Annotated in this window: 28 protein-coding genes and 1 riboswitch; of the genes, 8 read left to right on the top strand and 20 right to left on the bottom strand. The window is 59.5% G+C overall.

The window, feature by feature from the left end; translation table 11 throughout:
* The first annotated feature begins 124 nt into the window (after positions 1-124).
* A complete protein-coding gene (locus tag GRI34_RS12590) occupies positions 125-1,525 on the top strand; it encodes a S41 family peptidase (protein WP_234028221.1) in 1,401 nt (466 codons plus the stop codon).
* 8 nt (positions 1,526-1,533) lie between these two features.
* Here the strand turns inward: GRI34_RS12590 and GRI34_RS12585 are convergent, their stop codons facing one another.
* From GRI34_RS12585 to GRI34_RS12575, 3 genes are read right to left on the bottom strand one after another with little or no spacing between them, the layout of a single operon-like run.
* The gene (locus GRI34_RS12585; protein ID WP_160596227.1) at positions 1,534-1,986 is read right to left on the bottom strand and encodes a DUF3429 domain-containing protein; all 453 of its coding nucleotides are present in this window, start codon (positions 1,984-1,986) and stop codon (positions 1,534-1,536) included.
* 58 nt (positions 1,987-2,044) lie between these two features.
* Positions 2,045-2,464, bottom strand: coding sequence for a COG3650 family protein (locus GRI34_RS12580; RefSeq protein ID WP_160596226.1), 420 nt, complete (start codon positions 2,462-2,464; stop codon positions 2,045-2,047).
* Complete coding sequence (locus GRI34_RS12575) at positions 2,461-3,306, bottom strand: alpha/beta hydrolase fold domain-containing protein (RefSeq protein WP_234028220.1); 846 nt, start codon at positions 3,304-3,306, stop codon at positions 2,461-2,463. Before GRI34_RS12575 ends, GRI34_RS12580 begins: the two co-directional genes overlap by 4 nt.
* 193 nt (positions 3,307-3,499) lie before the next feature.
* On the opposite strand from GRI34_RS12575, the gene GRI34_RS12570 reads away from it, so the two are divergent.
* Positions 3,500-4,051 carry a hypothetical protein gene (locus GRI34_RS12570; RefSeq protein WP_160596224.1) on the top strand — a complete coding sequence of 184 codons (552 nt, stop codon included), beginning with the start codon at positions 3,500-3,502 and terminating at the stop codon, positions 4,049-4,051.
* Between the two features lie 79 nt (positions 4,052-4,130).
* Here GRI34_RS12570 and GRI34_RS12565 read toward each other — a convergent pair whose 3' ends face one another.
* The 4 genes from GRI34_RS12565 to GRI34_RS12550 all read right to left on the bottom strand — a co-directional run bounded on the left by GRI34_RS12565 (position 4,131) and on the right by GRI34_RS12550 (position 5,938).
* Positions 4,131-4,709: a fasciclin domain-containing protein gene (locus GRI34_RS12565; protein ID WP_160596223.1), complete on the bottom strand. Its 579-nt coding sequence runs from the start codon at positions 4,707-4,709 to the stop codon at positions 4,131-4,133.
* A gap of 165 nt (positions 4,710-4,874) precedes the next feature.
* On the bottom strand, positions 4,875-5,084 hold the full coding sequence (locus GRI34_RS12560; protein ID WP_160596222.1) for a hypothetical protein: 210 nt from the start codon (positions 5,082-5,084) through the stop codon (positions 4,875-4,877).
* Positions 5,085-5,170: 86 nt separating this feature from the next.
* Positions 5,171-5,383, bottom strand: coding sequence for a cold-shock protein (locus GRI34_RS12555; protein ID WP_160596221.1), 213 nt, complete (start codon positions 5,381-5,383; stop codon positions 5,171-5,173).
* 210 nt (positions 5,384-5,593) lie between these two features.
* A complete protein-coding gene (locus GRI34_RS12550) occupies positions 5,594-5,938 on the bottom strand; it encodes an HPF/RaiA family ribosome-associated protein (RefSeq protein WP_160596220.1) in 345 nt (114 codons plus the stop codon).
* 334 nt (positions 5,939-6,272) lie between these two features.
* Here GRI34_RS12550 and GRI34_RS12545 point away from each other — a divergent pair, with 334 nt between their 5' ends.
* Entirely contained in the window at positions 6,273-6,692 is a 420-nt protein-coding gene (locus GRI34_RS12545; protein WP_160596219.1) for a pyridoxamine 5'-phosphate oxidase family protein, read from the top strand.
* A 33-nt stretch (positions 6,693-6,725) separates the two neighbouring features.
* Here GRI34_RS12545 and GRI34_RS13240 read toward each other — a convergent pair whose 3' ends face one another.
* Positions 6,726-6,881, bottom strand: a complete 156-nt coding sequence (locus GRI34_RS13240; RefSeq protein ID WP_198507639.1) for a hypothetical protein — start codon at positions 6,879-6,881, stop codon at positions 6,726-6,728.
* Positions 6,882-6,937: 56 nt separating this feature from the next.
* Between GRI34_RS13240 and GRI34_RS12540 the strand changes: the two genes are divergently transcribed.
* Positions 6,938-7,507 carry a lipocalin family protein gene (locus GRI34_RS12540; RefSeq protein WP_160596218.1) on the top strand — a complete coding sequence of 190 codons (570 nt, stop codon included), beginning with the start codon at positions 6,938-6,940 and terminating at the stop codon, positions 7,505-7,507.
* Between the two features lie 3 nt (positions 7,508-7,510).
* Here GRI34_RS12540 and GRI34_RS12535 read toward each other — a convergent pair whose 3' ends face one another.
* Together GRI34_RS12535 and GRI34_RS12530 are read right to left on the bottom strand one after the other, a co-directional pair.
* Positions 7,511-9,010, bottom strand: coding sequence for a serine hydrolase domain-containing protein (locus GRI34_RS12535; RefSeq protein ID WP_160596217.1), 1,500 nt, complete (start codon positions 9,008-9,010; stop codon positions 7,511-7,513).
* A gap of 87 nt (positions 9,011-9,097) precedes the next feature.
* Positions 9,098-9,502: a nuclear transport factor 2 family protein gene (locus tag GRI34_RS12530; protein ID WP_160596216.1), complete on the bottom strand. Its 405-nt coding sequence runs from the start codon at positions 9,500-9,502 to the stop codon at positions 9,098-9,100.
* An 81-nt stretch (positions 9,503-9,583) separates the two neighbouring features.
* Between GRI34_RS12530 and GRI34_RS12525 the strand changes: the two genes are divergently transcribed.
* The gene (locus GRI34_RS12525) at positions 9,584-10,045 is read left to right on the top strand and encodes a YaiI/YqxD family protein (RefSeq protein WP_160596215.1); all 462 of its coding nucleotides are present in this window, start codon (positions 9,584-9,586) and stop codon (positions 10,043-10,045) included.
* 222 nt (positions 10,046-10,267) lie between these two features.
* Here GRI34_RS12525 and GRI34_RS12520 read toward each other — a convergent pair whose 3' ends face one another.
* Positions 10,268-10,984, bottom strand: a complete 717-nt coding sequence (locus GRI34_RS12520; protein ID WP_160596214.1) for a hypothetical protein — start codon at positions 10,982-10,984, stop codon at positions 10,268-10,270.
* A gap of 116 nt (positions 10,985-11,100) precedes the next feature.
* On the opposite strand from GRI34_RS12520, the gene GRI34_RS13470 reads away from it, so the two are divergent.
* Positions 11,101-11,241, top strand: a complete 141-nt coding sequence (locus GRI34_RS13470) for a hypothetical protein (RefSeq protein ID WP_407692138.1) — start codon at positions 11,101-11,103, stop codon at positions 11,239-11,241.
* 96 nt (positions 11,242-11,337) lie between these two features.
* Positions 11,338-11,469 carry a hypothetical protein gene (locus GRI34_RS13405; RefSeq protein ID WP_267903957.1) on the top strand — a complete coding sequence of 44 codons (132 nt, stop codon included), beginning with the start codon at positions 11,338-11,340 and terminating at the stop codon, positions 11,467-11,469.
* 135 nt (positions 11,470-11,604) lie between these two features.
* Here the strand turns inward: GRI34_RS13405 and GRI34_RS12515 are convergent, their stop codons facing one another.
* From GRI34_RS12515 to GRI34_RS12475, 9 genes are all read right to left on the bottom strand, one after another.
* Positions 11,605-11,814 carry a cold-shock protein gene (locus tag GRI34_RS12515; protein ID WP_160596213.1) on the bottom strand — a complete coding sequence of 70 codons (210 nt, stop codon included), beginning with the start codon at positions 11,812-11,814 and terminating at the stop codon, positions 11,605-11,607.
* Positions 11,815-12,222: 408 nt separating this feature from the next.
* Positions 12,223-13,488, bottom strand: coding sequence for a HEPN domain-containing protein (locus GRI34_RS13445; RefSeq protein WP_160596212.1), 1,266 nt, complete (start codon positions 13,486-13,488; stop codon positions 12,223-12,225).
* On the bottom strand, positions 13,485-15,401 hold the full coding sequence (thiC, locus tag GRI34_RS12505) for a phosphomethylpyrimidine synthase ThiC (RefSeq protein ID WP_160596211.1): 1,917 nt from the start codon (positions 15,399-15,401) through the stop codon (positions 13,485-13,487). Before thiC ends, GRI34_RS13445 begins: the two co-directional genes overlap by 4 nt.
* Positions 15,402-15,435: 34 nt before the next feature.
* Positions 15,436-15,541, bottom strand: a riboswitch (TPP riboswitch).
* 97 nt (positions 15,542-15,638) lie between these two features.
* Entirely contained in the window at positions 15,639-16,505 is an 867-nt protein-coding gene (locus GRI34_RS12500; protein WP_160596210.1) for a helix-turn-helix domain-containing protein, read from the bottom strand.
* 50 nt (positions 16,506-16,555) lie between these two features.
* Positions 16,556-17,929, bottom strand: a complete 1,374-nt coding sequence (locus GRI34_RS12495) for an MFS transporter (RefSeq protein WP_160596209.1) — start codon at positions 17,927-17,929, stop codon at positions 16,556-16,558.
* A gap of 314 nt (positions 17,930-18,243) precedes the next feature.
* Entirely contained in the window at positions 18,244-18,999 is a 756-nt protein-coding gene (locus GRI34_RS12490; RefSeq protein ID WP_160596208.1) for a hypothetical protein, read from the bottom strand.
* Between the two features lie 4 nt (positions 19,000-19,003).
* Positions 19,004-21,505, bottom strand: coding sequence for an N-6 DNA methylase (locus GRI34_RS12485; protein ID WP_234028317.1), 2,502 nt, complete (start codon positions 21,503-21,505; stop codon positions 19,004-19,006).
* Between the two features lie 129 nt (positions 21,506-21,634).
* On the bottom strand, positions 21,635-22,792 hold the full coding sequence (locus tag GRI34_RS12480; protein WP_160596206.1) for a site-specific integrase: 1,158 nt from the start codon (positions 22,790-22,792) through the stop codon (positions 21,635-21,637).
* Complete coding sequence (locus GRI34_RS12475; protein WP_160596205.1) at positions 22,776-23,423, bottom strand: hypothetical protein; 648 nt, start codon at positions 23,421-23,423, stop codon at positions 22,776-22,778. The genes GRI34_RS12480 and GRI34_RS12475 overlap by 17 nt, the downstream gene beginning before the upstream one ends.
* Positions 23,424-23,497: 74 nt before the next feature.
* Here GRI34_RS12475 and GRI34_RS12470 point away from each other — a divergent pair, with 74 nt between their 5' ends.
* Entirely contained in the window at positions 23,498-23,779 is a 282-nt protein-coding gene (locus tag GRI34_RS12470) for a helix-turn-helix domain-containing protein (protein ID WP_234028219.1), read from the top strand.
* The last annotated feature ends 28 nt before the right edge of the window (positions 23,780-23,807 follow it).

Raw genomic sequence — 23,807 nt, 5'->3', positions numbered from 1 at the left:
GCCCGGTTTTCCACCGAAAGACGATAACTGAGCCGAGGCACTTGCTCACCGACGGTTAATTGCGCAATCACTAGGCATTCCCGAGGCGGTAATCGCCGGGGTTCTGGAGGGAAATTCTATGCCGATGGGTCGCACCATTCTGACAGCCACGCTCGCCTTGTCTCTCGCCGCTTGCGGGGGCGGAGGCGACAGCAGCCCGTCAGGCCCCGTAACAGGCGGTGGGAGCAGCGGCGGGGGCGGCGATACGACCTGCTCTTTGTCGTCCAGGCAAGATTGGGCGCGCGACGTCCTCAATGAATGGTATCTGTTTCCCGACTTGTTGAACCTCAATGTCAACAAGGCTCAATACAACGACGTGCAAAGCTACATCGACGCCTTGGTCGCTCAGGCTGCCGCGCAGAACAAGGACCGCGGATTTACGTTTCTCACCTCGATTCAGGAAGAGAACCAGGCATTACAGGGGTCACGTGCCGGACTTGGCGTTCGCCTGACGTCAGACGGTGTAAGCCGGCTTTTCGCAGCCGAAGTGTATGAGACCGGCCCCGCCTTCGGCGCCGGTTTCGACCGCGGCACGGAAATTCTCTCCATCAACGGGCAGTCGGTTGAATCCCTCTTTGCCAGCGGCGGTACGAATGCCGTTCTCAATGCACTGGGACCGACTGAGCCAGGCGTACGGCGCGACTTCTCGATCCGAGACACCAGCGGCGTCACGCGCAATGTGACTGTGACCAAGGCCGAGTACACTCTCGATCCGATATCCGATCGCTACGGCGTGGTCATTCTCAATGATGGCACCGATAATGTCGGCTACATCAACCTGAGGACTTTCTTCTCCGACGATGCCTCATCACAATTACGGACTGCATTCCAGGAGTTGAAAGCGCAAGGAATAGACAAGGTCATTCTCGACTTGCGTTATAATGGTGGCGGTCTGGTATCTGCTGCCAACACGCTGGGCGATCTCATGGCGGAAGGTCTGGAGGGCCAGGTTTTCTCCAAGACAGTGCTGCGTCCTTCGAAAAGCTCCCAAAACTCAACCGAATTCTTCCAGAACCTGCCCGAGCAGATTGCAGTCACCAAGCTGGCGGTAATTGCGACGGGAAGCACGGCATCCGCCAGCGAGTTGGTGACCAACTCCTTCATCCCCTACCTTGGCGAAAATCTGGCGCTTGTAGGATCCAACACTTTCGGGAAGCCCGTGGGACAGTCGGCCTTTGACCGCTCTGCCTGTGACGACCGCCTTAGAGCTGTCACCTTCAAGACGGTCAATGCTGCCGATCAGGGGGAATACTTCAACGGCCTCGCCAGCGTGGTCCAAAAAACCTGCGCGGCACAAGACAATATTTTCCAGCCGCTGGGCAACCCTGCAGAACCTTCGATCAGCGCCGCCCTCGACTTTATGGCCGGACGCACTTGCACATCGATCACTGGTGTCCAGAGAGCCCAGTCGAGCACTCCCCAGCGCAGGTTGCTGGTCAAGGACCGGCCTACCGAGTTCGAGAGAACCAATCCCGGCCTCTACTGATGCGGGATTTACGCCAGCGCTACAGCGAGCGTAGCCGATCCCAGAATTACGGATAACGGCACACGCAGATGCATCCACCATGGCGGCGCCAGCTGGCCAAGGCGTGCATCCACACCCAGACTTATCAGCAGGGCCGCGCCCAGCATGACCAAGGCTGGCTCCGTGGCAATGGCCCAGATGGCCATCGGAGCAAGGCAAGCAAGGGCCACGAGGCTGGGCGTAACGGCTGCGATCCAGACCCATCGCAAAGCGCTACGCCGCTCCGCTGCGGGCGCACCCGCGGCAAGTCCCCACCACATGCCGCCAAGAAAGCTCAGGATCAGGGCGGCGTAGAAAGCCGCAACTCCGCGGGCCGCCTCGTGCCATGCCTCGGGGCCAAACAGGACTATTGCTACACAGGCCAATTGCGGCAACAGGCCGGCCAGGCCGAGCCACTTGGGATAGCTTGGAATTTCACGCATCCTTCGTCAGCTTTCTATCGGGCGATCGGTTCCAAAACGTTTTCTCTATTCCACGCCATCAAGGCATTTCGGGTCCGGAAAATTGCTGCCTATCCGTGTGGCCGCACCCGACCAGCTGATCCGGCCCCCAAGAGATTGTGACAGTGTAAGGATAAGTGCGGTCGCTCATCCCGTCGGAACATTCGCCCGGTGTCACCATGGCATCGAAGCTCGCGCCGTCCAGCCGTCCCGAAAAACTGATCCCGTTGAGGCCCGCGAAACGCTCGACCGAAAAACTGGTCCCTTCAAGGTTTTCGGGGCTGCTGAGGGTAGCTTGACTGCCCTTTATCTCGACGCTCCAGAAAGGTTCTGTCCCTGCGAGGCTGACGATCTCGTCATCCGCAATCCCGGAGAAGGCCTCGGCGTCTTCGATCTCGCTGTTTCCAGCCCCGCACCCGGCGAGAAATGCGAGCGATAAAACGAGGGGTATGGGTTTCACTGCGCAGCTCCTTTCTTGTGCACATCACGCATGAACGACGCAGCCTCCTCAAGCGCTGCGGCGCCTTCGGGTATCGGCAGTATCATCCAGACATGCTGCATGCGATCCGCTTCTCGATAGAGAGCAGGTGGGCTTCCGGCTGCTTCCATCCTTTCGCGCAAGCGGCGGGCATCGACCAGCAGAATGTCGCGCGTGCCGACGAAAATGCTGGTGTGCGGCAAATCGTCCAGGCTTCCGAACAGGGGGCTAAGCCTTGTGTCTTCGAGGTCCAGCCCGCCCGCATACCGCCTGCCGCACGCTTCCAGCCCCTGGGGCGAGAGTATTTTGTCGTAGGGGTCGATCGCAGCCATACCTTCGCCAGACGCGCTCGCATCCACCCATGGCGAGAACAGCGTGAGGGAATTCGGCAGCGTCTCGCCGTCCTTGGCGAGATCCTGCGCCAGCGCCAGCGCCATGCCTCCGCCTGCGCTGTCGCCTGCAATCGCGATATTCCCAGCACCGTATTTCTGCGCCAGTTCGTCATACAAGGCCCGCATAGCGGGAAGCGTCGTCTGAACGGTCACTTCCGGCGCCAGGGGATAGATCGGAATGCTCGCCGATGCCCCGGCAAGACTGCAAAGCTTGGCAATCGCTTCCCAATGCAGCGCAGCAATATCCATGACGTAACCACCGCCATGAAAATACAGGAGATGAAGACCCGATTTTTCGTCGGTCTCGCGGGGTTCCAGCGAGACCAGCGGATAGCCTCTGCTTGTGTCCTCACCAATCACGAAGTCGCTGTGCGCACTTTTTGAGGGTCGCGGTGATTTCGCCCGGCGCATCTTGGCGATCCTCTTGTCCATCTTGTCGGGCTCGGAAAAGAAGCGCTTGATTCCGAGCAAAGGCAAAACAAACTCGAAAGCACGCGCACGCAAACTGACCATCAATCGTTCCCTCGCAATCCAGCAATGACGTTAGCGAAGGTGGAGGAAACACACCAGCACGCCAACAGCTGCCCGGCGGGAACCCAACAAGGGGGCGTCTTGTTGTTTTGGCATGAAGATCAGTCCCCACCTCCTTGTCGCCGCAGCGCTTGTGGCCGTCGGTGGCGCAGTCGGCGGTAGTGCTATCGGCGACAGCCCGATCATTGCGCGCTCCTCGCAAGATAGCTTGCCCGAAGCGCAGATTGCATTCGCGCCTCAAACACCGCGCCAAGCCTCCGAGCGACCACCGAACCAATACCCGCTTCAGACAGCCGACGGGACGATCCCGGTTGCCGAACTGGCTCTGCATGGCCGTTATCGGGACACCGCTCACGCACGCTCCATGCTCCGGGCCAAGGATCAAGAGCAGGCTACTCCTGCGAGTGTCGAGCAGTACTATTCCGATGAGGAGATCGAACGTCTGGCGTATAGCGACCTCAACGCAGGTCAATCGCGGCAGATGGCCGCTGAATACAGCCGGCTTGAACGGCCTTCCGAACAGACCCCGTCTTCTCCTCTACCTCAGGCGGATCCTGGCGTACCTTCAGCGGCATCCAGTGAAGTGTGGATCGGGAATGCCAAGTCGATCGACGTCGCGGCCGCCCTGGAAGACGGCCGGTCCTAGGCCCTTCTTCCCACCACCAAAGATGAAAAAGGCGGCCCTTCGCAGGGCCGCCTTTTCATGTTGGAATTGAAGCCTCAGCTTACTGGGGCATCAGGACCGTATCGATTACGTGGATCACGCCGTTCGAAGCGGCGACATCGGTTGAAGTCACGGTCGACGTACCTCCGGCAGCGTCGGTCAGCACCACATTGCCGTCCACCACATTGGCCGTCAGCGTACCGCCGTTCACGGTGTTGATGGTGTAGCCGCTTTCACCTGCATCGGTGATTGCCTGCGTGAGCGTAGCGGCGTCGACGTTACCTTCCACGACGTGATACGCCAGGATGCTGCCAAGCGTTTCCGTATCGTTGGTCGTCAGCTCGGTCAGCGTTGCTTCCGGAATCTTGGCGAACGCGTCGTTCGTCGGTGCGAATACCGTGAAAGGTCCTTCGCCCGACAGCGTTTCACCAAGGTTGGCGGCCGTCACGGCGCTCACGAGCGTAGAGAACGTCTCGTCACCTTGTGCGACTTCGACGAGCGTGCCCGGCGCGGCGTCATCATTGGCCATCTGGTCGGCAGCAGCATTGTCGTCATAGCCCGCATTTTCAGCCGGTTCTTCGGCGCAGGCGGCGATCGCCAGCGAGGCAGCAGATGCGAGTGCAATTGTCAGCTTTTTCATTTCGTCCCTTTTCGTATGTTTGTAGCGCAAAAGCAGCGGTTCATCCGACTGGCGCTTCGCAAAACAAACGAAGAGAAATGCTGAATTGTTCCGAATTTGTCGGGAATGTGGCAAGCTGTGCGATCGCTGCGGCGAATGGTTTCACACCGATCAGAAATAATGAATCTAAGCCGAAGCAGAGGCCTCGCGTTCGGCAGCTTTTTCAAGTTCGATTTTTTCGCGGCGAGCCGCCACAGCCCGCGCTTGCTTTGCCAGTCCGAGCCACGTCGCTTCGGATCGGAGCGCACGTTCACGCACGTTGTCGAGCGTGGCCTTTTTCGCTTCCGCGGCTGCTTCGCGCGCGCGCGCCGCGTAAAATTCGTAAGTCTGGCTCATTTATTCTGGCTCCAACGACAAATTGAAAGGATGTCGCGCGTCACAGCGGAATAGATCCATTGCGACGCGCGAGATTGTCGTCGAGCTTAGTCGGCAGCCGAGAGGTTTACGGCGCTTTCCTTGCCATTGCGGCCCTGTTCGACTTCGAAGTTGACGCGCTGGTCCTTGTCGAGCGAGTGCATGCCTGCAGCCTGCACGGCGCTGATGTGAACGAAGCTGTCAGCCGAGCCGTCGTCGGGCTGGATAAAGCCGTAGCCCTTGTCGGTGTTGAAGAATTTTACGGTGCCAGTCTTGGCCATGGTGTGTCCCTTTCAAGAACATAATTGCCCGCGCAGCAGGGTGCCGCGGGGGTCGTGCGTCAAATCGTCCGATGAAAGGAAAACGTCGTCTGGTTTACGCCGGGGCCCGTTAAAAGGGGCAGGCGGCGGTCGTCAAAATCCGAAGTCCGTCGCAAATTTCGACGTCAGCGAGGGCGCGATACCACGCCCTCACCGAAACGCCTAATTTTATTACAAAACCTTTTCGGGGCGCGGATCATGACCGTGACGCGTAGCCTTTCCGAAATGCCGCTCGAGCCGCTGGGCAAGCGTGCGCGCCGCCTTGCTTGCTGCATCATCGACCTTGGAAGCATGTTCGGTGACACCGATCGGCTTGCCGCCCCTCGGTCTCGCCTCGATCATACAGGCCTTGTCGTCCGCACCGTGCTTTGGTCCGTTCTCGTCACGCACGTGGATTTCCACCCGGGTGAGCCGATCCTCGAACCGTGCAAGCTTCTCGCGCACGCTCGTTTCGATGCGTTCTGCGACGTTTTCCGTGCCCATGACCGAACTGTCGGAATTGAACTGGACCTGCATGGGTTTGCTCCTTTGTGTTCTCTCTAACCCGTCCCAATTCTCGATATGGGGCCTTGTACAGCGCTTTCCAGCATAATCGGCCAAAGCGCGCTGATAGGCTTTCCACGAGGCAGTTCCCGACAGAGTGGAACGGGTGGAACACCGTCCCGGAAGGATAACCTGCGCAATCGCGCAAAGCGGTTCAGCTCCGATTGCAAAGGGGTTCGGGGCAATACGCTTGGCCGGCGAAAGAGGCAGATTTCGCCCTCGTAGGAAAGACTTACGCAAGGCCGCCGGGCACCGATGGACGCCTTGCCCGTTATCTGCGCACCCCCCTGCCTAGCCGGAGACGCCCATGTCCGACCGTTCGCTTGCCCAGATCGCCGAAAAGCTCAAATCCATCGATGTCGCCATGCTGGTCACCAAGACGGGCGAAGAGGGCGCGATTGCCGCGCGCCCGATGTCGAACAACAAGGACGTGAGCGAAAGCGACGGCACCACTTTTCATTTCGCCACTGACGACGGCCGCATCGACGACGACCTCAAACGTTCCGACGAATGCGGCGCCACCTACACCAGCGGCGAGTTCTACTGCGCCGTCCAAGGCACAGGCAAACTCCACCGCGATCGCGCCACGCTGGAAAAGCACTGGGTCAAGGATTTGGAGAAATGGTTCGAGAACGGCCTCGATACTGAAGGCCTCGTCCTGATCGAAGTCAGCCCGAAACGCATCGCCTGGTGGGAAGGTCGCGAACAGGGCGAACTGACGCCCTGATCCGCCAACGCCCGCCGCTTAGTCTGGCGAGCGTCAGCCCTTCTGCTTCGCCTTGTGCGCCGCGATAGCCTCGTCGATTGCGGCGATCCGCTGGCGTTCGGGAGTGTCCTTGGCCAGCCCGTGCAGGCGGCATTTCGCCCATAGCTGGCGGCGTTCGGATTCGAGGTTCTTGAGATATAGGTCGGCCATGCGCCCCTATGGCGGCAATTGGGGAACCTGACCAGCTTGGACGGGGTTTGCCTGACATGAACACCCTTCGCGCCCTGGTCCTCGCCCCTGTCCTCGCCCTTGCCGCCGCTTGTGTCGGTACGCCCGGCCCGGTCGGCAATGCCAGCGTCCCGCAACCGGCAAAGCCGGTGGAAACGCAGGCCTATCTGGGCAAGTGGTACGAATACGCCCGCTACGAAGCGCCCTTCCAGGAAGGCTGCGAAGGCGTGACGGCGGAATATTCCCTGCGCGACGACGGGAAGATCAAGGTCGTCAATTCCTGCTACAAGGACAGCCTCGACGGCGAATTCGACCAGTCGACCGGCAAGGCCAAGATCGTGGAGGGCAGCGGGGGCGCGAAACTGAAGGTCAGCTTCTTCGGCCCCTTCTATGGCGATTACTGGGTGCTCGACCGCGGCGAACAAGGCCCGGACGGTCTCTACCCTTGGTCCATCGTAGGCGAACCGAGTGGCCGCTACCTTTGGATGCTTACCCGCAAGGCGCAACCCGACGCCGCGACCCGCACACTGCTGGAGCAGCGGGTGAAGGAATTGGGCTACGACTGGAGCCTAGTGCGCAAGACCGAGCAACCAGCGAATCTGCCGTAAGGATCAGTCCAGCTTCACGAGGCGTATCTCGCCTTCGATATCGAGCGCCTCGACATCTCCATCGTGACCAAGCTCGACGGTGAAGTTCAAGCCCGAGGCGATGAAGAATTCGGTTCGCGAGGTGGCGTAGAAGGATGAACGCTCGGCGAGCTCGCCCTCGATCCATAGCTTGCCGTCTTCGACCTCGATCTCGACGATCGGGGAGGCCGCTTCTCTGTCGAAGGCATATCCGCCGGAAACCGCGTCCTGCCACTCCGCAGGCAAAGAGATCGTTTCCCGTTCCTCGAACGCGTCCTGTCTCCAGCCGTAGACGTGACCGATCGCGCTCGCTACCTCGCGGATCAGGTCGCCTCCGGTATCGGAATTGGTGAGGATCGCCACGCTCGCCCTGCCGTCGGCATAGTTGAACCATCGGGCGCTGTATCCGGGATTATGCCCGTTATGGACGAAGACGATCCCGTCGCCGGGCGCGTTCAGCCCGAAGCCGAGACCCGGATCATCCGCGCTGTCCGGGACCAGCTGGTTGGCCAGCTCTGTCGAGACCAACCCTGCGGAATTCCTTCGCGCATCGGCCACCTTGCCGCCGAGCAGCACGAGCTCGCTCGGCGTCGTCCAAAGACCGGCCGCCGCCATCTCGGGGTAGGCGTAATAGCCGTGTTCCGCCATCGGCTGCGAAGCCTTGCCCCTATGGCCCCGCGCCACATTGCTGCCGCTCTGGACGTAATCGTAATTGCTCAGCGCCAACCCGGAAGGCTCAAGGACGTGGGATGTCACGTAATCCGCAAACGGCGTTGTCGCGACATCTTCGATCAGCAGCTGGACGATCTGGTACCCGCCACCCGAATAGCGGCGGCTCTCACCCGGCACCTTGTCCACCACGATGGGCTGGGTGTTGGCCGGCGCCTCTCCCGTCAGGACCTGTTCGCTCGACGGATAGACTTTGGCGATGTCGTAGCCCCGGAAGCCGTGGACGGTCGTGCCTGCGCGATGCGACAGCAGGTGGCGCAAGGTGACGGGGCGCTGCGCGGTGAAGGCGTTTTGCTGGATTTTCCAAGAGGACAAATAGTCGTTCACAGGCGCATCGAGATCGACCCTGCCCTCGTCGACCAGCGTCAGCGCCGCGAGCGCCGCGACCGGTTTCGACAAGGATGCGGCCTGGAACAGCGTGTCGGTGTCGACTGCCTCGCTGCCCTCCGCTTGCGCAACCCCGTAAGCCTTCGCCCAGGCCAGTTCGCCGTCGATCGCCACCGCTATGCTGATGGCGGGAACGCGGTGGTGCGCCATCCTTTCCGCAAGCGTCCAGACCGGACCCGGCTCGCCCTTTGCTCCGAGGGCCGGACGCAGGCCCTGCTCTATCGTCGCGATCTTGTCGTCATGGGCGCCCCCCGCTTCGACCGAGCGGTTTTCCCCATCAGTCTCCGCCCGGGCCGATGCCGTGTGGGGAAGTGCGACGGCGAGCGCTGCACAGGCAAGCAGCGCGCTGGCCAATATCGTTTTCGGCACTTCTCAAACCCCTCGCAAGCAATCGAAACTGCCCACGGGGTAGCGTCACGCCCGCGCCATGTCTACACTTGTAATCGAAATCCGTCCCTAGCCAGCCCCCAGCGCCGCATCCGCCAGGATTGTGTCCATATACTCGCGCACTTCGACGATCTTGCCGTCCTCCAGGCGGAAGACAAAGCAATAGTCATTGTCGTAGCGCGCGCCGTCGACCGTGGCGGCGTTGCCCTTGGCGATCACGGCCACGCGGTCGCCATCGGCGAGGATCAGTTCGGCCGTGGTGAGATAGGGCCCGTCGATCCGCGCGAAGAGCGGACCGACGAGGTCGCGCTCCACCGCTTCCAGGCCCTTCAAATGTCTCGACCAGGCGGACGAGCCCATGACCCGCCATTCGATATTCTCGTCGAACAGGGCGGTGAAATGCGTCGGATCGCCCTTCGCCAGTCCGTCGTAAGCCTTGGTGATGAGCGCGCGGTTGGTTTCGGTCTGGGTCATGGCTCGAGTTTCCCCCTCCGCCCTCGCCCCGTCAAGTCGGGCGCGCTGGTGCGCGGCCGGATCACTCGCTAGGCACGCGCCATGACCAAGCCCGTCACAATCCTCGTCGATGCCGATGCCTGCCCGGTGAAGGAGGAGATCTACCGCGTCGCCGACCGTCACAAGGCGCACGTCCGCGTGGTCAGTAACAGTCCTTTTCGCGTGCCGGTGAGCGAGCGGGTGAAGCGCGTGGTGGTCTCGGACGGGTTCGACGCGGCGGACGACTGGATTGCGCAAGAAGCGGGGCCGCACAGCGTGGTCATCACCGCCGATATCCTGCTGGCCGAACGCTGCCTCAAGGCAGGCGCCGCCGTTCTGCGCCACGACGGCAAGAGCTTCGACGCCGCCAGCATCGGCAGCGCCATCGCCACCCGCGCGATCATGGAGGACCTGCGCGCCGGGATGGCCGGAATGGGTGGAGGCCCACCGCCTTTCAGCAAGGCGGACCGCTCGAACTTCCTGCAGGCGCTCGACCGGGTGCTGGTGAAGCTGGGGCGAAGTTGACATAGGCGACACCGTGTCACCCGATATTTCCCGCCGCAAACCCGCATGATCGCGCGCTTTTAAGTCTCTCGCGCGAAGTTGACACATGGCGCGAGCAAACCTCCCTCGTCCCGGGCGGCCCGGCCATCGTGACCGGTGGCGGGAAGCGAAAGGGCAAGGCTTCGCCGTGTGCTCATCCACGAAGATTGGGCAGGTTTGGGCGGAGTAGGAAAGCGGTCGCTGCTAGCTGGCGCCCCGATGCCGCATCGCCTGCCGCCAGAGCCACCACGCGAGCGCCAGCCGCACGCCGGTCTGCAGCGGGCCATAAAGGTTGGCGTAAATCCATCCTGTAACTCCGGTTACCCCCGCAGCCGGACCGAAATAATAGCCCGCAAACGCCGCAAGGCTCACCACCCCCAGGAACAGCGTGACCACGCCCACGCCCTTGCCCAGCGCGTCACTCGACAGGAATGCCGCGCCCAGCAGCACCGAGCCCATGCCGAAGCCGAACAGCAGCACGAAATACTGGCTGTCCGAGATCGCCCGGAAGCCGGTCAACAGCGTCTCGTATCCCGCGCGCTCGGCCGCATTCTCGGCGCCGAGATAGCCGGGCCGCCAAAACTGGTTGAGCGCATCGATGATATAGGCCTGCTGCGTCATCTCGGTCGTCGCCCACAGGGCAAGGTAGAACAGGCCGATCGCCACCAGCGCCGGCCGCGCCCGCCACAAGACCGCCGCCGCACCCAGCGCCGCAACGAAGGCGAATTGCGGATGGAAGAACAGCACCCATGGCTTGTAGAGATAGGACCAGTCGCCCGATAACCGCGCCTGCACCTCCAGCCCCTCGGCAGGAGCAGCGTCGGGCCCGTAGATGAGTGTGGCGGTGGTGATCGCCGAGGCGAGCGAAGCCAGCGCGGCGACCTTCAGAAGGCTGGCGAGCGGGGATGTGTTTCCGTCCATGATGACGTGTGTAATCGCTGAGAATGTGTTGGCAAGCCCTTCGACGCAGTCAGCATCGGCAGGGCCCCCGACTCCTTCGGGCCACCCGCGCGATCATCGAAGACCTGCGCGCCGGAATGGACGGAGTGGGCGGAGGCCCGCCGCCGTTCAGCAAGGCGGGAGTCGGAGCCGCAGGCGAAGACGGCCAAAGGCCACCCGCACGGTCGAACTTCCTGCAGGCACTGGACCGGGTGCTGGTGAAGCTGGGGCGCGGATGAGCCCGGCGAGGCAGCTGCGCCCGCCGGTTTCGCTATCTATTCCCTGCAATCGGCCCATAGAGGGACTGGGGCATTCCGCCCCGATTGGAAAAGACCATGGCCAAAGGCCAACAGAAGAAGAGCCGCGAAGCGCGCAAGCCCAAGAAGGAAAAGGTCAAGACCAACGCCTCCAACCCCAGCACCAAGCCCGGTGCGATTGCGGGCCTGGAGAATATGCGTAACTCCTGAGGGGCTAGCCCTCCGCGCCCGCATCGACCGGCGCCGGATTGACCCGGATCGAGCGCCTTCCCGGCCTCCCGTGGCGATAATCTGCGAAAGAGGGCACCCCGGATCGTATCGACCCGGGGCGTCTCCTGCATCTGTTCAGGAAAGCTGGCGCAGGTGGACGGCAACCGTTTCGCCATCGTCCTTTGTCCAGGTCTCATATCCGAAATACGTTTCGCATCGCGGTTCTCCAGCCTGCTGCTGAAGGTCGACCCGGCGAAACGACAGCGGTTGGCCTCCGGCATTGGGCTGTATCGTGCCTTGCTGTGCTTCGCTGTCGTAGGTCTCGACTTTTCCATAGTGAATCATCGGTTGGTCCTTTCAAAGAAACGCGGGCAGCCAGGAGCGGCCGCTCATGCGCGGGCTAAGTGGCGAAAGCTGGCGGGGGAGCGGTTCCCGTGGAAACGGGAAGAGGACCGTCGGAAACGACAGGTAGCTATCCCTAAGATGGGGAGTGCGGCTTCTCAAACAAGCAAAGAAGCGCGTTTCGAAGGAAGCGCGGTAAGCAAGGAAGCCTATCCTCAAGCAGCGGAGCGATAGGATGCCAAGGACACGCAAGGCGGGCATCGGCTATCACGAGATCGTCGCCGGCCACACCACGCCGAGCGAACTCAGGGCGCTGGTGGAGAAGCTGGTTCCGGCAGAATAGCCGACAGGTAATCCATCCGTAGCGCCAAATGCGATCAATCACGATATGCCGTCGATAGGTGTTGGCGCTCAGGCGCGGTGGCGACCAGTATCTTGAATGAGTCGTCGGCGCTCAATTGCTGTCGCCCTACGGGTCAATGCTTCAACATCTTTGGGCAAATCCAACATCATTAGCAGTTCCTCATGACTTTCGATGTCATCACCATTGAAAAGAATATAGTATAGGAAGCTAAGTATGACCTCGCGCAAGTGCTGGACTAGAGGAGAGTCATCGCCAGCACTAGAACCCCGATGGACGTATTCATTTCGAATTTCATATGCGCGCTGTAATTTCGATTTAGTCAGCCACTTCTCGTCTCCGTCCGCAAATACCATTCGGTCGATGATCACAGACATTGAGGTTTTTTGGTCGCGGATTGAGTACAAACTCTCTGCCGCTGACCAAAAGCGCATTAAGCGAAACGCGAGATCAGCGCTGACCATTCCTTCGCTGACAAATCTGAGCGCCTCTTCCAACGGCTTTCGAAGCGGGTGAATTTCAAGTTTGCTTAGCGCCCTCCTGACCCCGGGAGCATTCTCGTTAAACTTGCGAGCATCTGTGGGAAATAGCTCCCACTCGCGCTTGTCGAAACTTGGGTTACTCCAAAGGCGATCATTCCCGAGAAACTTTCTCTTCGCGAAAAAGAATTGGTACGGGCCTAGCCAAAATTTCGCCGTCGGACGCCGCTGTACCCACATCTCCAAAGATCGGTTGCGGGTATTGGCTACCGCAAAGAAGACATCAAGAGCGGCAAATATCTTCTCTGATGCCTCGTTCTCATTCCGAGCATCTGTTGTCGCTATGACATATCCAAAAAAACTAAGTTCGTTTGGATTTATTCGCCCAATGCCCGAGATGAAATATTCGCTGAGTCGCAGCCATTTGGGCAAGCGCGCAACCGTTCTGATACGGACGCCATCGAACTCAAACCGACACCCTGGATGAAATGCCATTCGCTTTAGCCGCATGTGCGACCACATCGTATGCTGGATGCGTTCACTTGAGAGAAGCTCGTTCGAGCGACGCGAGATTTCGGCCAAAAGAGGCTTTAGCTTTACCTCACCCTGCTTCCTCAATTCGATGAAAGAGCGATAAGATATTCCCGACAAGTCGCGTCGGGTAAGATCGCTCGTTGAGGTGACACTATCCGCGAGTAGGAAAAACAGATCCTGATGATCGGAGGCTGTGAAGGTAATGCCTCCGTTTTCATTTAGCTCGGTGCCCTCATTCAGCTCCCTGAGAAGCCGACTCAAGTTTCCCGACTTTTGCCATTTAGGTTTGTAGGAAACCGTCACTCGGTCGCTAAACCTCCCTCCGGCAAATACAACTTCTCGCCCTTCTCGCGGTACACCTCGCTCATCTCCTCCATGCCCTTCTCCGCTTCCTCGGCCTCTTCGGCTGAGGTCTCGCGCTTGATGTTCTCGCTCGCGAGGTAGCTGTCCGAGTTCTGCTTTGCCGCGAAGTCGCGCACTTCCTGCGTGATCTTCATCGAGCAGAATTTCGGGCCGCACATGGAGCAGAAGTGGGCGGTCTTGGCGCCTTCTGCGGGGAGGGTCTGGTCGTGATATTGCTCGGCCGTGTCGGGGTCGAGGCTGAGGTTGAACTGGTCGCGCCAGCGGAATTCGAAGCGGGCCTTGCTCAAGGCGTCGTCGCGGACCTTGGCGGCCGGGTGGCCCTTGGCAAGGTCGGCGGCGTGGGCGGCGAGCTTGTAGGTCACCACGCCCACCTTCACATCGTCGCGGTCGGGCAGGCCGAGGTGTTCCTTGGGCGTGACGTAGCAGAGCATCGCCGTGCCGTACCAGCCGATCTGCGCCGCGCCGATGCCGCTGGTGATGTGGTCGTACCCCGGCGCGATATCGGTGACGAGGGGGCCGAGGGTGTAGAAGGGAGCTTCGCCGCAGGCTTCCAGCTGCTTGTCCATGTTCTCCTTGATCTTGTGCATCGGCACGTGGCCGGGGCCTTCGATCATCACTTGCACGTCCTGTTCCCAGGCGCGCTTGGTGAGCTCGCCCAGCGTGTAGAGCTCGGCGAACTGGGCTTCGTCATTGGCGTCGGCGATACTGCCGGGGCGCAGGCCGTCGCCCAGCGAATAGGCGATGTCATAGGCCTTCATGATCTCGGTGATCTCGTCGAAGCGCTCGTAGAGGAAGCTCTCCTTGTGATGCGCGAGGCACCATTTCGCCATGATCGATCCGCCGCGCGACACGATGCCGGTGACGCGCTTGGCGGTCATCGGGACATAGGGCAGGCGCACGCCGGCATGGATGGTGAAATAGTCGACGCCCTGCTCGGCCTGTTCGATCAACGTGTCGCGGAAGATTTCCCAGTTGAGGTCCTCGGCAATGCCGCCGACTTTCTCCAGCGCCTGGTAGATCGGCACGGTGCCGATGGGGACGGGCGAGTTGCGGATGATCCATTCGCGGGTGTCGTGGATGTTGCGGCCAGTCGACAGGTCCATGACCGTGTCCGCGCCCCAGCGGATCGACCAGACCATCTTGTCGACCTCTGCCGCCACATCGGATGCCACGGCGGAGTTGCCGATATTGGCGTTGATCTTGACGAGGAAGTTGCGCCCGATCGCCATGGGCTCGGTTTCGGGGTGGTTGATGTTGTTCGGGATGATCGCGCGGCCGCGGGCAATCTCGTCACGCACGAATTCGGGCGTGACATAGTCGGGCAGCTCGGCACCCCAGGGCTGGCCATCGTTGCGCGCGGTCAGGCGGGCGGCTTCCTCGCGCAGCATTTCGCGGCCCAGGTTCTCGCGCTCGGCGACATATTCCATTTCGGGCGTGATGATGCCGCGGCGGGCGTAGTGCATCTGGCTGACGTTCATGCCGGGCTTGGCCCGCAGCACCTTCTTCGCCACATTCGGGAAGCCGGGGACGCCGCCGGAGCGATCAGGCCCGAGCTGGCCGTTGTCTTCGGGCTTCACTTCGCGGGCATCATATTCCTCGACATCGCCGCGTGCCATGATCCACTCGCGGCGCTTCTGCTCGAGGCCCTGCCGGATGTCGATGGTTGCATCGGGATCGGTATAGGGACCGCTAGTGTCGTAGACGCGCACGCTGGGCTCGCCGCCCTCGAGATCGATCTCGCGCATGGCGACCTGCACGCCGCTGCCGGACTTCGCGCCGACATGGACCTTGCGGCTACCGCGAATGGGCCCGGTGGTGACGCCGATGTCGAATTTGCTGTTGATGTCGGCCATGCGTGCTCTCTCCATAAGGCGGAGGAAGAGCGGTATTCTGGCGCCGCTCCACTCCCTCCGCCGATGCTAATCGGTTCAGGTTCGACGGGTCGGCGGACTTCAACCGCCCTCTCAGCCTCATGGCTCCCCGGGGATGGCAATTCTCTAGAACTGTGGCGAGGCCGAGTCCAGCACAGTCACGTCACCCATGCGTGCTTGCCGCCTGCCACTCGGCGATCGCGTCGACCGGGAGGCTGATCAACCCGGATTGGTGCGGTAGCGACGCCCCATCTCCGCGTGCCATCGATCCTGGTCCTCCGGTGTTTCGGCCACTGATCCGTCGGGCCAGACGTAGACATAAGGAAAGTCGTTGCCGAGCAGCTTTGCATCGCTCATCTGCTTGCGGTTGAGGCCGGTCATCTTGCGCATCTCGTTGAGGTAATGCGGCAGGTCGGCATAGGCGAAATCGGGCATCAGCTCGACGCGCTCGTTGGCCAGAGCCTCCCGTTGCATGGTGAGGCTGAGACGATGGCCCCTCAGCAATCGTTTCGGTGAACGACCGAAACGCTTCTTGCAGGCCCTTTCAAGCGTGCGGACAGTGCAGCCAAGCCGGTCAGCCATTTCGGAAACGCCGAGAGTGCCTTCCGTCTCGATGCTGGTCTCGATCATTCTGCCGACAAGACCCGATGGCTTGGCGAGTGGCAGGAGGTCCAGAAGGGCACGGTCGAGCGCACCGAACCATCCTTCGACGTTGGATGGGGCCGCTTTCAACGCGTCGTAGATTTGCAAGAGACGGGGATGGCGTACAGGATCCATGGCCACGAGACCGCTTTGGACGCTGGGATCGATGTCGAACAACAGGTCGAACGCACTGGACCGGACCCGGAGCGAGACGAGATCACCGCCATCGATCGTGTAGCGAATATGGGTCGGCTCGGTCGAAATCCCCATGATGACCGGCTCGGTCCGGACCTCGCCATTCACTTCGAGGTGCACACCGGACAGGTTGAATGCGATGAGGCCCGGCGAAAAGGTGGAGATGTTCTCCATCGGTACCGGCCAATGGCCGTATACATCGACGTAGGCGGCAAGACGCTCGTCGGGCATGCGAATGGGAATCTGCATTGGCCCGCATCATGCGCGCCGCACCACCTGAGTCAAATCTCAATGGGTTTTCAGGCCGGTGCGCGGCTACCGAAACCCGCGCCTGGCGCGCCGTCCTCTTCACGCTTGCCGTCGCTCATCCCTTCGCGTTCGTACAGCTTGTAGCGTGACAGGATAAGCAGGCCGATCGCCACGCCGATGATCGGCAAGAGGCTGGATGAAGCGATGATAGCGGCAATGGTCGTTTCACCCTGTTCGCCGTTCGGCACGTAGCCGCTGAGCTGGAGCAGCCATCCGAGCGCAAAGCCTGTCGCCGCCCCGCCGATGTTCCCGACCAGGCGATAGACCGTCATATAGATACCCTGGCGTTGGCGCCCGGAAACCCGTGCGTCATAGTCGGCGATATCGCCGAGCATCGCGTAGTTCACCGCTGCCGCCCCTCCGGCGATGCCTGCGAGCGCGGCGAGCGCGAAGTAGAGCGGGAAGCCACCCCAGGGGACCAGCGGGATACAGGCGAACACCAGCAACCACATCCACAGCCCCTTGCTCCAGATCGCGCGCATGCCCCAGCGCGGGATCATCTTGTACCACGCAAACCCGACAATCCGCTGGATGACGAGATAGGTCACGAAAATTACCGCGATCATGTCCGGGCGATCGAGGACATAGCGCAGCATGTAGGGCACGCTGAAAGCGAGGCTGGTGAAGGCGAAACTTTCGGCGAATTGCACGGCGATAAGCTGGCGATGGTATCCGACGCCCAGCACCTCCTTTATCATCTTCCAGACATTGCGTTCGACGCTGCGATGGCGCGTGGGGAGTTCTTTGAGCAGCGGAAAGGCAATGAGCGTCAGGATCGCTGGCAACAGGCTTCCGGCGATGACCCAGGGCGCGATCGTCGCAGCAGGGTCGTCGGACTGCAGCGCGCCCTGGCCGGCGAAGTTGACTGCAACGACGGCAGGGATGGTCAGGAACGGGATGAGAATCCCGAACATGGTGCGCTGCTGAGCAGTCTTGCCGGATTCGATACCCAGCGCACGGATCGGGATGCTGCGCAGCGTCAAGGCGGTCTGCAACCAGATATGCCCGACGAACACCCAGAGGATCTTCTGCATGTTGCTCAAGCCGTCTGGGAGCAGGAACAGCACCCAGAGCATCGAACACATCAGGCCCCCGACCAGGATAAACGGCCGGCGCCGGCCGTGCCTGCTTTCGCTGCGGTCGCTCCAGGTCGCGATCACTATGTCGGATATACCGTCATAGATGCGGGCAAAAGCGATCAGCGATCCCACGACCGCCGGGGCCAGCAACAGGACATCGGTGGCGTAGATGAAATAGAAATTTGTGAAGAAGGTGCCCATCGCTGTGAGCGGGATCGTGGTCAGCGCGTAGAACCACAGGGTCCTGCGATAGACCAGCTTCGGATCATCGACGATTGCACCCATCAGGCAAGCTCCTTCCCGGAGCCTTGATCGCGCCTGGCGAGCAAGCGCGCTTGAAAGAAAGCGACAATATGTAGTCGCTGTCTGGATGTGCGGGCGTAAAAACTGGATGCCCCGTGAGGATTCGAACCTCAATTGACGGAGTCAGAGTCCGTGAAGAGGTCGCAGAAAAGCGTCACTCGTTGAAGCCGTGCTGCATCCATGCTGCGACGAGATCGTAGTCGCCCAGGTCGCGATCCAGCAAACATTCGGCATGAAGCTCTCCTGCTGTCCGGATTTGACCCCCGGCGCAGCTATACTTGGATAGACGCTCCACCCTAGACCCGGTCAAGTTCCTGAACGATGTAAGCTAGTGATCGCTTCAGCCAATCTCTTATATTGATCGTGTTTTTCGGCGCATGCGCGTGCTGGGCCTCATTCCACCACATCGCCGCGCTTGCGAAGTGCATCGCAGCTATCTTCCTTGATGAAATCACATCGTGAACATCAGTATCGAGCAAACCGAGGCCATGAGGAGAAAAGTCAGGCGGCGGTCGCCCTCCTGCTTCTTCCCGCAGCAGTTCCGCTAGTTCGCTTGCCTTATCGACTTTCTCATCTGAAAGGAGACTCTCCAAAGCATCAAACTGCCAGTGAGGATGGCCCGCCAGACCTCCCTGGAACCGATACTGGCCACCCCGAAAATCATAGCCAGCCCATTCCGCTCGAAAGATCTGCGGCTTCGGATCCATATTTCTATATCCAAAATGGATACCGATCGAACTGGAACGGAAAAATAAAGCCTTGCTTCTGCGATCGGGCATACGTGACCATTCTTCTTGGTATCCAAGAAATGCCCAGAGCCCATCACGAAGATGTAGAAGTGGCGCGGTCCGAACCACTTGGCCACCCCTGTTTCGGTTAGTAATTTCCAAGCCGGCCCCAGATAAGCCAGCCACCAGTTTTGACTCAAGCTGATCCACAACCAGCGCGACTTGGACTGACGGATCGAGCGCACCACGCAAGATTTCCTCAACCGACGAGAAATGAGCAGCGATTGCCTTCTCTGGCACTTGGAATGGCTTCAGATCTGACATCGACTTACAAGCTGTCGAGAAGGTCGGCTCCATAGAAGCCATACAGTAACCGCTCGACTTGGCGGGCCCAGACGCGATCTTCTGGCGCGGGGGCTCGGCCTAGTTCAACCAAGCGTGCTATTTCCGAGGCCCTCCCCTCATTACGCCACATCCCAGCAAAATCCGGGACAGGAATTGCGCGCACAAATCGCCAGCTCAAATCATATTGCCCGCCGGCAACATGAGATGAAAAAGTAGCCAACAGCTTCTCGAAGACCGTCGAGTTGAACAGCGCAACATACGCGGCCAAAAGATCGATCTCCGACATTTCCGATGTCGCGGTAGCGTCTTCTGCCTCTAAATATTCCGCTGCTTCTTCCTCGGACGAATCCTCGTGAAAAGCATAATCTGTTTCAGGTGTGGTCGGCTTCTCGGTTCGACGTAGAAACCATCCGAATCCTTGGACAACGACGAATGCGCCCTCTGGATCGAGAGCGAACCCTCCTACGCTACCAAAGTATTTTGACACGATACGGGGGCGGCACGACGAGTTCCAACCTCTCGGCCGAGCCAAAGTCCACCAATCCGCTCGGCCCTTATGTGTGGTCCGACTAGAGAGATCTTTTTTATTCGGCTGCAAGTAACGCTCGAAATAGGACGGAGCTTTTTTCTCCAATTCTTCCTCCGACCCAAGCAACAGGCCTTCGGAGGAATACGGGAAAAATACCATTTGATCCGGCTTAAGGTGTCCTTCGACGATATTGTCGCCCATAGCCGCCGGTCGGAAAAACCGCCTATCTTGTCCGCCAAGCGAGGCAATCTCTGCCTCACTCAATACAAAGCCCTTGACCCACCCGGTGCGCGCACCTTGCAAGACCTCGAAAATGTCACCTAGCGGGCGAGTAAGGCCAAGGGCTTCCGTCCGTTCGATCGCCTCAACGACTTCGGGAGCAACAGGCCTCCAATTTGGAGCAGCATCCAAGAACGATTGTGACATGTGAAAAATCTGCCAGCGGCTCTCCGCCGTCTCGCTCACAGGAATATCGGTAGCGCCTCGGATGGCTCGTAGTGCATCTCCGGTAGCTTCTGACGATCGCCCAGAAACGACTGCAAGGACCTGCTGCTTATCAGCTTCCTGGTTTTCTTCTCGACGGCGCGCAACGACAACCGCAACATTTACTGTGGCGTGAGCGAACAGGCCATACTCTCCCAAGGAACCGATGAGCCGAAGGTCTGCCTTCTCGCGTATCTCGGAACGCCAACTTTCTGCGGCGCTCGATGCAAGCACACTTGCAGGCATGACAGCTCCAATGGCTCCACCAGGCCGAACAGCGTCGAGCGCACGTGAGACAAAGGCCATGGATAGGTCCACTCTGCCTTTCGTCATTCCTTGAAGGACTTCCCTAACCTTGTCGCGTTGCTCACGGGTCATGGCTGTCCAAGCCATAAAAGGCGGATTCATCAGCACGACGTCCGCTTTGGGAAGTGGGGCGTCAAGCGCGTCAGCGGCTTGAATATCAATCAAGATACCACCTGCTGGCGTCCAATCGCCCGCTGCGAACTTGAGAGTGAACCTGGCCATATCAACCGCGGCGATAGAGATGTCGCGGCCGACGACCTTCAATTCCCCATTAAAGCCAAGCCGTCGCGCCGTTCTGATAGCCTCATAAAGGAAAGAACCAGACCCACAGGCTGGATCGAGCACAGTTAAGCTTGCGAGGGAAGGAAGGTCGCCAATTTCTTTAAAAGATTGCTCAACTAGACTCCGCGCCAATGCAGGCGGGGTAAAATGGCTAGTGCCTCTCGTTCGCACCGTAGACGTCGCAGGCGAAATCCAATCGAATAAATCGCGGTCCCCCGACGACGTCAGGGCGAAGTGCGCTTCCTGAAATATCTCTGATCCGGCATGGCGAACTGCAAGGTCTGGGAGCATGCTGATGCCTGCCTTCGCCGTGGGAAGGCCGGATGACGAAATAATCTCCTCTATCAAGAGTTCGACCGTCGCATCTGGCAAATCAGCGATCAATTGAGGATCTGGAACTATTGCTATTTCGCAATCAGATACGCGATTGATCGCAGTGGCGAGTATGCCAAGATATGCTCGGACCGAAGCATGGTCCCCTACATCTTTTTGCACGAGAGAGCGGGTCCGGCGGAAAACATCTACCAAATGCTCCACGACCCTACGGGTCGATCGAACGCGATCTGCCACCAAATAGGCATAAAACGCGCTTCGGTCATTCTCTACGCTTCGCCGAGAAAACTCTTCTGGCTTGACCTTATCCCACCGGACGACAGCCACTTCCTTGTCGGTTACGGTCACGTGGTGTGGCACACCACTCGACCAGGCATAATTGGCTGCGCGGGGATCTCGCCAGATCCGTTCATTCGTTTCAGACAACGCGAAACTGCCCAAACCGCCATCAAGAAGTATATGATGGCGACCATCGTCGCGTTCAGCATTCGCGAACATCGTAACAGGAGCAAGTCCGAACCAAGCACCTAAATTTTCAGCCAGCCGTTGCATCACCGTTGAGCCTTTAAGCCTCCCCCGCGCATCCGCGAGCCCCTTGAAAAGCAACCCGTATCAGAGGTCGAATCGGACTACAAGCATCCGCTCAAGCTGCACCTGCTCGCCAGAATTCGGGAAGGGAGGTCACAGTCCAGAACTCGTTCCGAATAGCGCCTGCTCAATCGCATTACGATGTTCAGCCTCCCTTTGCGTTTCCTCGAAAAGGTGACCGTAGGTATCGAAGGTCACTTGGATCGAGCCATGGCCAACTAGAGTCTGAATCCGCTTCGCATTCAGTCCGGCGTCGATCCAAAGCGACGCAGCTGCGTGTCGGAACCTATGCGCCGTATATTTCGCCACGGCGCTATCTTCGCCATCGCCACCCGCTGTCACACCAGCGGAAATCAGGATAGGATTGAGGTAATTCTTGGCCATGACGCCGTGAGAAAGCACCCTTCCCTTCGGACTTGGAAAGACTAGAGCCAAGGGATGCTGGGGGCATGCCAGTTTCCACTCGCGAAGTGTGGAAACCACACTGTTAGGAAGTGGGATTACACGAAACCCAGAGGCCGACTTCGGAGGACCCAGAACTCCACGAGCGTCGGCGCGCTGTTCTACAGTGACATGGCAGGCTCCCAGATTGACTGCTGGCCATGATAGACCTCTCAGTTCTGATGCTCGCATGCCTGTGTAAATGATGAGTTCTACAAGGGCTCGTGCCATCAGGTCGTTCGCAGCGCGCGCAGCATTCAGAATGGCACGAATTTCAGCTTTGCTCGGTGGAGTGACTTGGCCCTTCTTGCGCGGAGCGTTAGGCACCTTCACGGCCAGCGCAACGTTCTGGGCTATCGCGCCCCTCCCTTGCGCGTCGGTCAAGATGGCTTTGAAGCTCCTGAACACACGGGTAGCCATGGGTCTGGAGAGATCGGCCAACCAACCATCCAGCAATGCCCGCACCTTTGGCGCGGTAAGCTGCGAGAGTTTCAGCGCGCCACATCGTGGCACAATGTGCAGACGGATGTGCTGTTCATAGGAAGCGATCGTTGTAGGCTCCCTATTGCTATTGCGAACACTCTCCAACCAGAGCTCTGCAGCCATTGCGACGGTAATCGACACACTGTCTGGAGTATGGACTCCCTTCTGCACTTCAGAGAGTGCATTCACCGCCCAAGCTTCAGCATCCTTCTTTCGGGCGAATTGCTTTGATCTACGACGCCCAGCTTGGTCCTTATAATCTACCTGCCAGGCAGACTTGCACGCACCGGCAGAGTTTTTCCAAGAACGTTTACGGATTGAGGTCATCAAGACCCTCGAGAACACTTTCAACCGACGTCAAAGCTGTCTTTTCAATCGCCGCTAAGATTTGGTCGAGATTCGCCGCGCCCATGCGTTGAAGGCCGAAAATGAGAGCTAGTAATGTCGCGCCGAGATCCACAAAGAAGATTGATCGGAGCGGATCTCCTAGATCCTGGAGCCAAGCAGCCAGATCAGACTGCTCAACGCAATCGATTACAGGCTCAGCGAGATCACCCGACGATCTCATTCCTGCAATTGCAAAGCTTGAACCCACGAGAGCCAGCGACCGCTCAGTTGGCCAATCTTCTGCTCCATATGCCGCGTCAAAATTGCCGTCCTTCCGCGCGTTCTCGACAAACTCCGCGACTGCAAGGTGAATGTCAGTAGCGTGCCGATTTACGACCGCGGCGACATGCTCTGGCGCAATTCCAACATCGAGCAGGGAAACGGCGACCGCAAGCTCGAGCAGTTGCTGCCACTCAAAGATCGCAGGCCGGCCCTTCCCAGTTTTGATCCCCTGAGGACAATCGAGCTGCCGGAGCCGATCGATACGCCCTCTAAATCGCAACAGCCGGTCCTCTGATATCCCAAACCTTGTGGCTAAGACCTGTTCGGCTTGGCGCGCGCCCAACTGCATACCGTAGACTCCAGATAAAAAGGAATATTCCTTTTCTGATTGACAGACTTTGCTTCACTTGTCTAGGGCGGACTTTGGAAAAGGAAGGTTACTTTTTGGAGAAGGCTTTGCAAAACGATCTATTGGACGGCGCGGATAGCGCTGCGGAATTCACCGGTCTCACTCGCCGGAAAATCTACCGTCTCGTCGACGAAGGACGAATACCCCACACTCGAAAGGGGCGGAGGCTCTATTTCCGTCGGTCCGAGCTGGAACGCGCATTCACCGCGAAATCGGAACATTCGCAATCTCACACCCGAAAGCTGTCGCTCAATGGTTTCAGTGCGACGGGCTACATCAAGCGGAGGAAGTGCTAGTGACCTATACCGCCGAAGTGCGCAGGTT

It is taken from the genome of Qipengyuania aquimaris, from assembly GCF_009827445.1.
Taxonomy (GTDB): Bacteria; Pseudomonadota; Alphaproteobacteria; order Sphingomonadales; family Sphingomonadaceae; genus Qipengyuania; species Qipengyuania aquimaris.
This window is presented reverse-complemented; position numbering and strand designations above follow the sequence as displayed.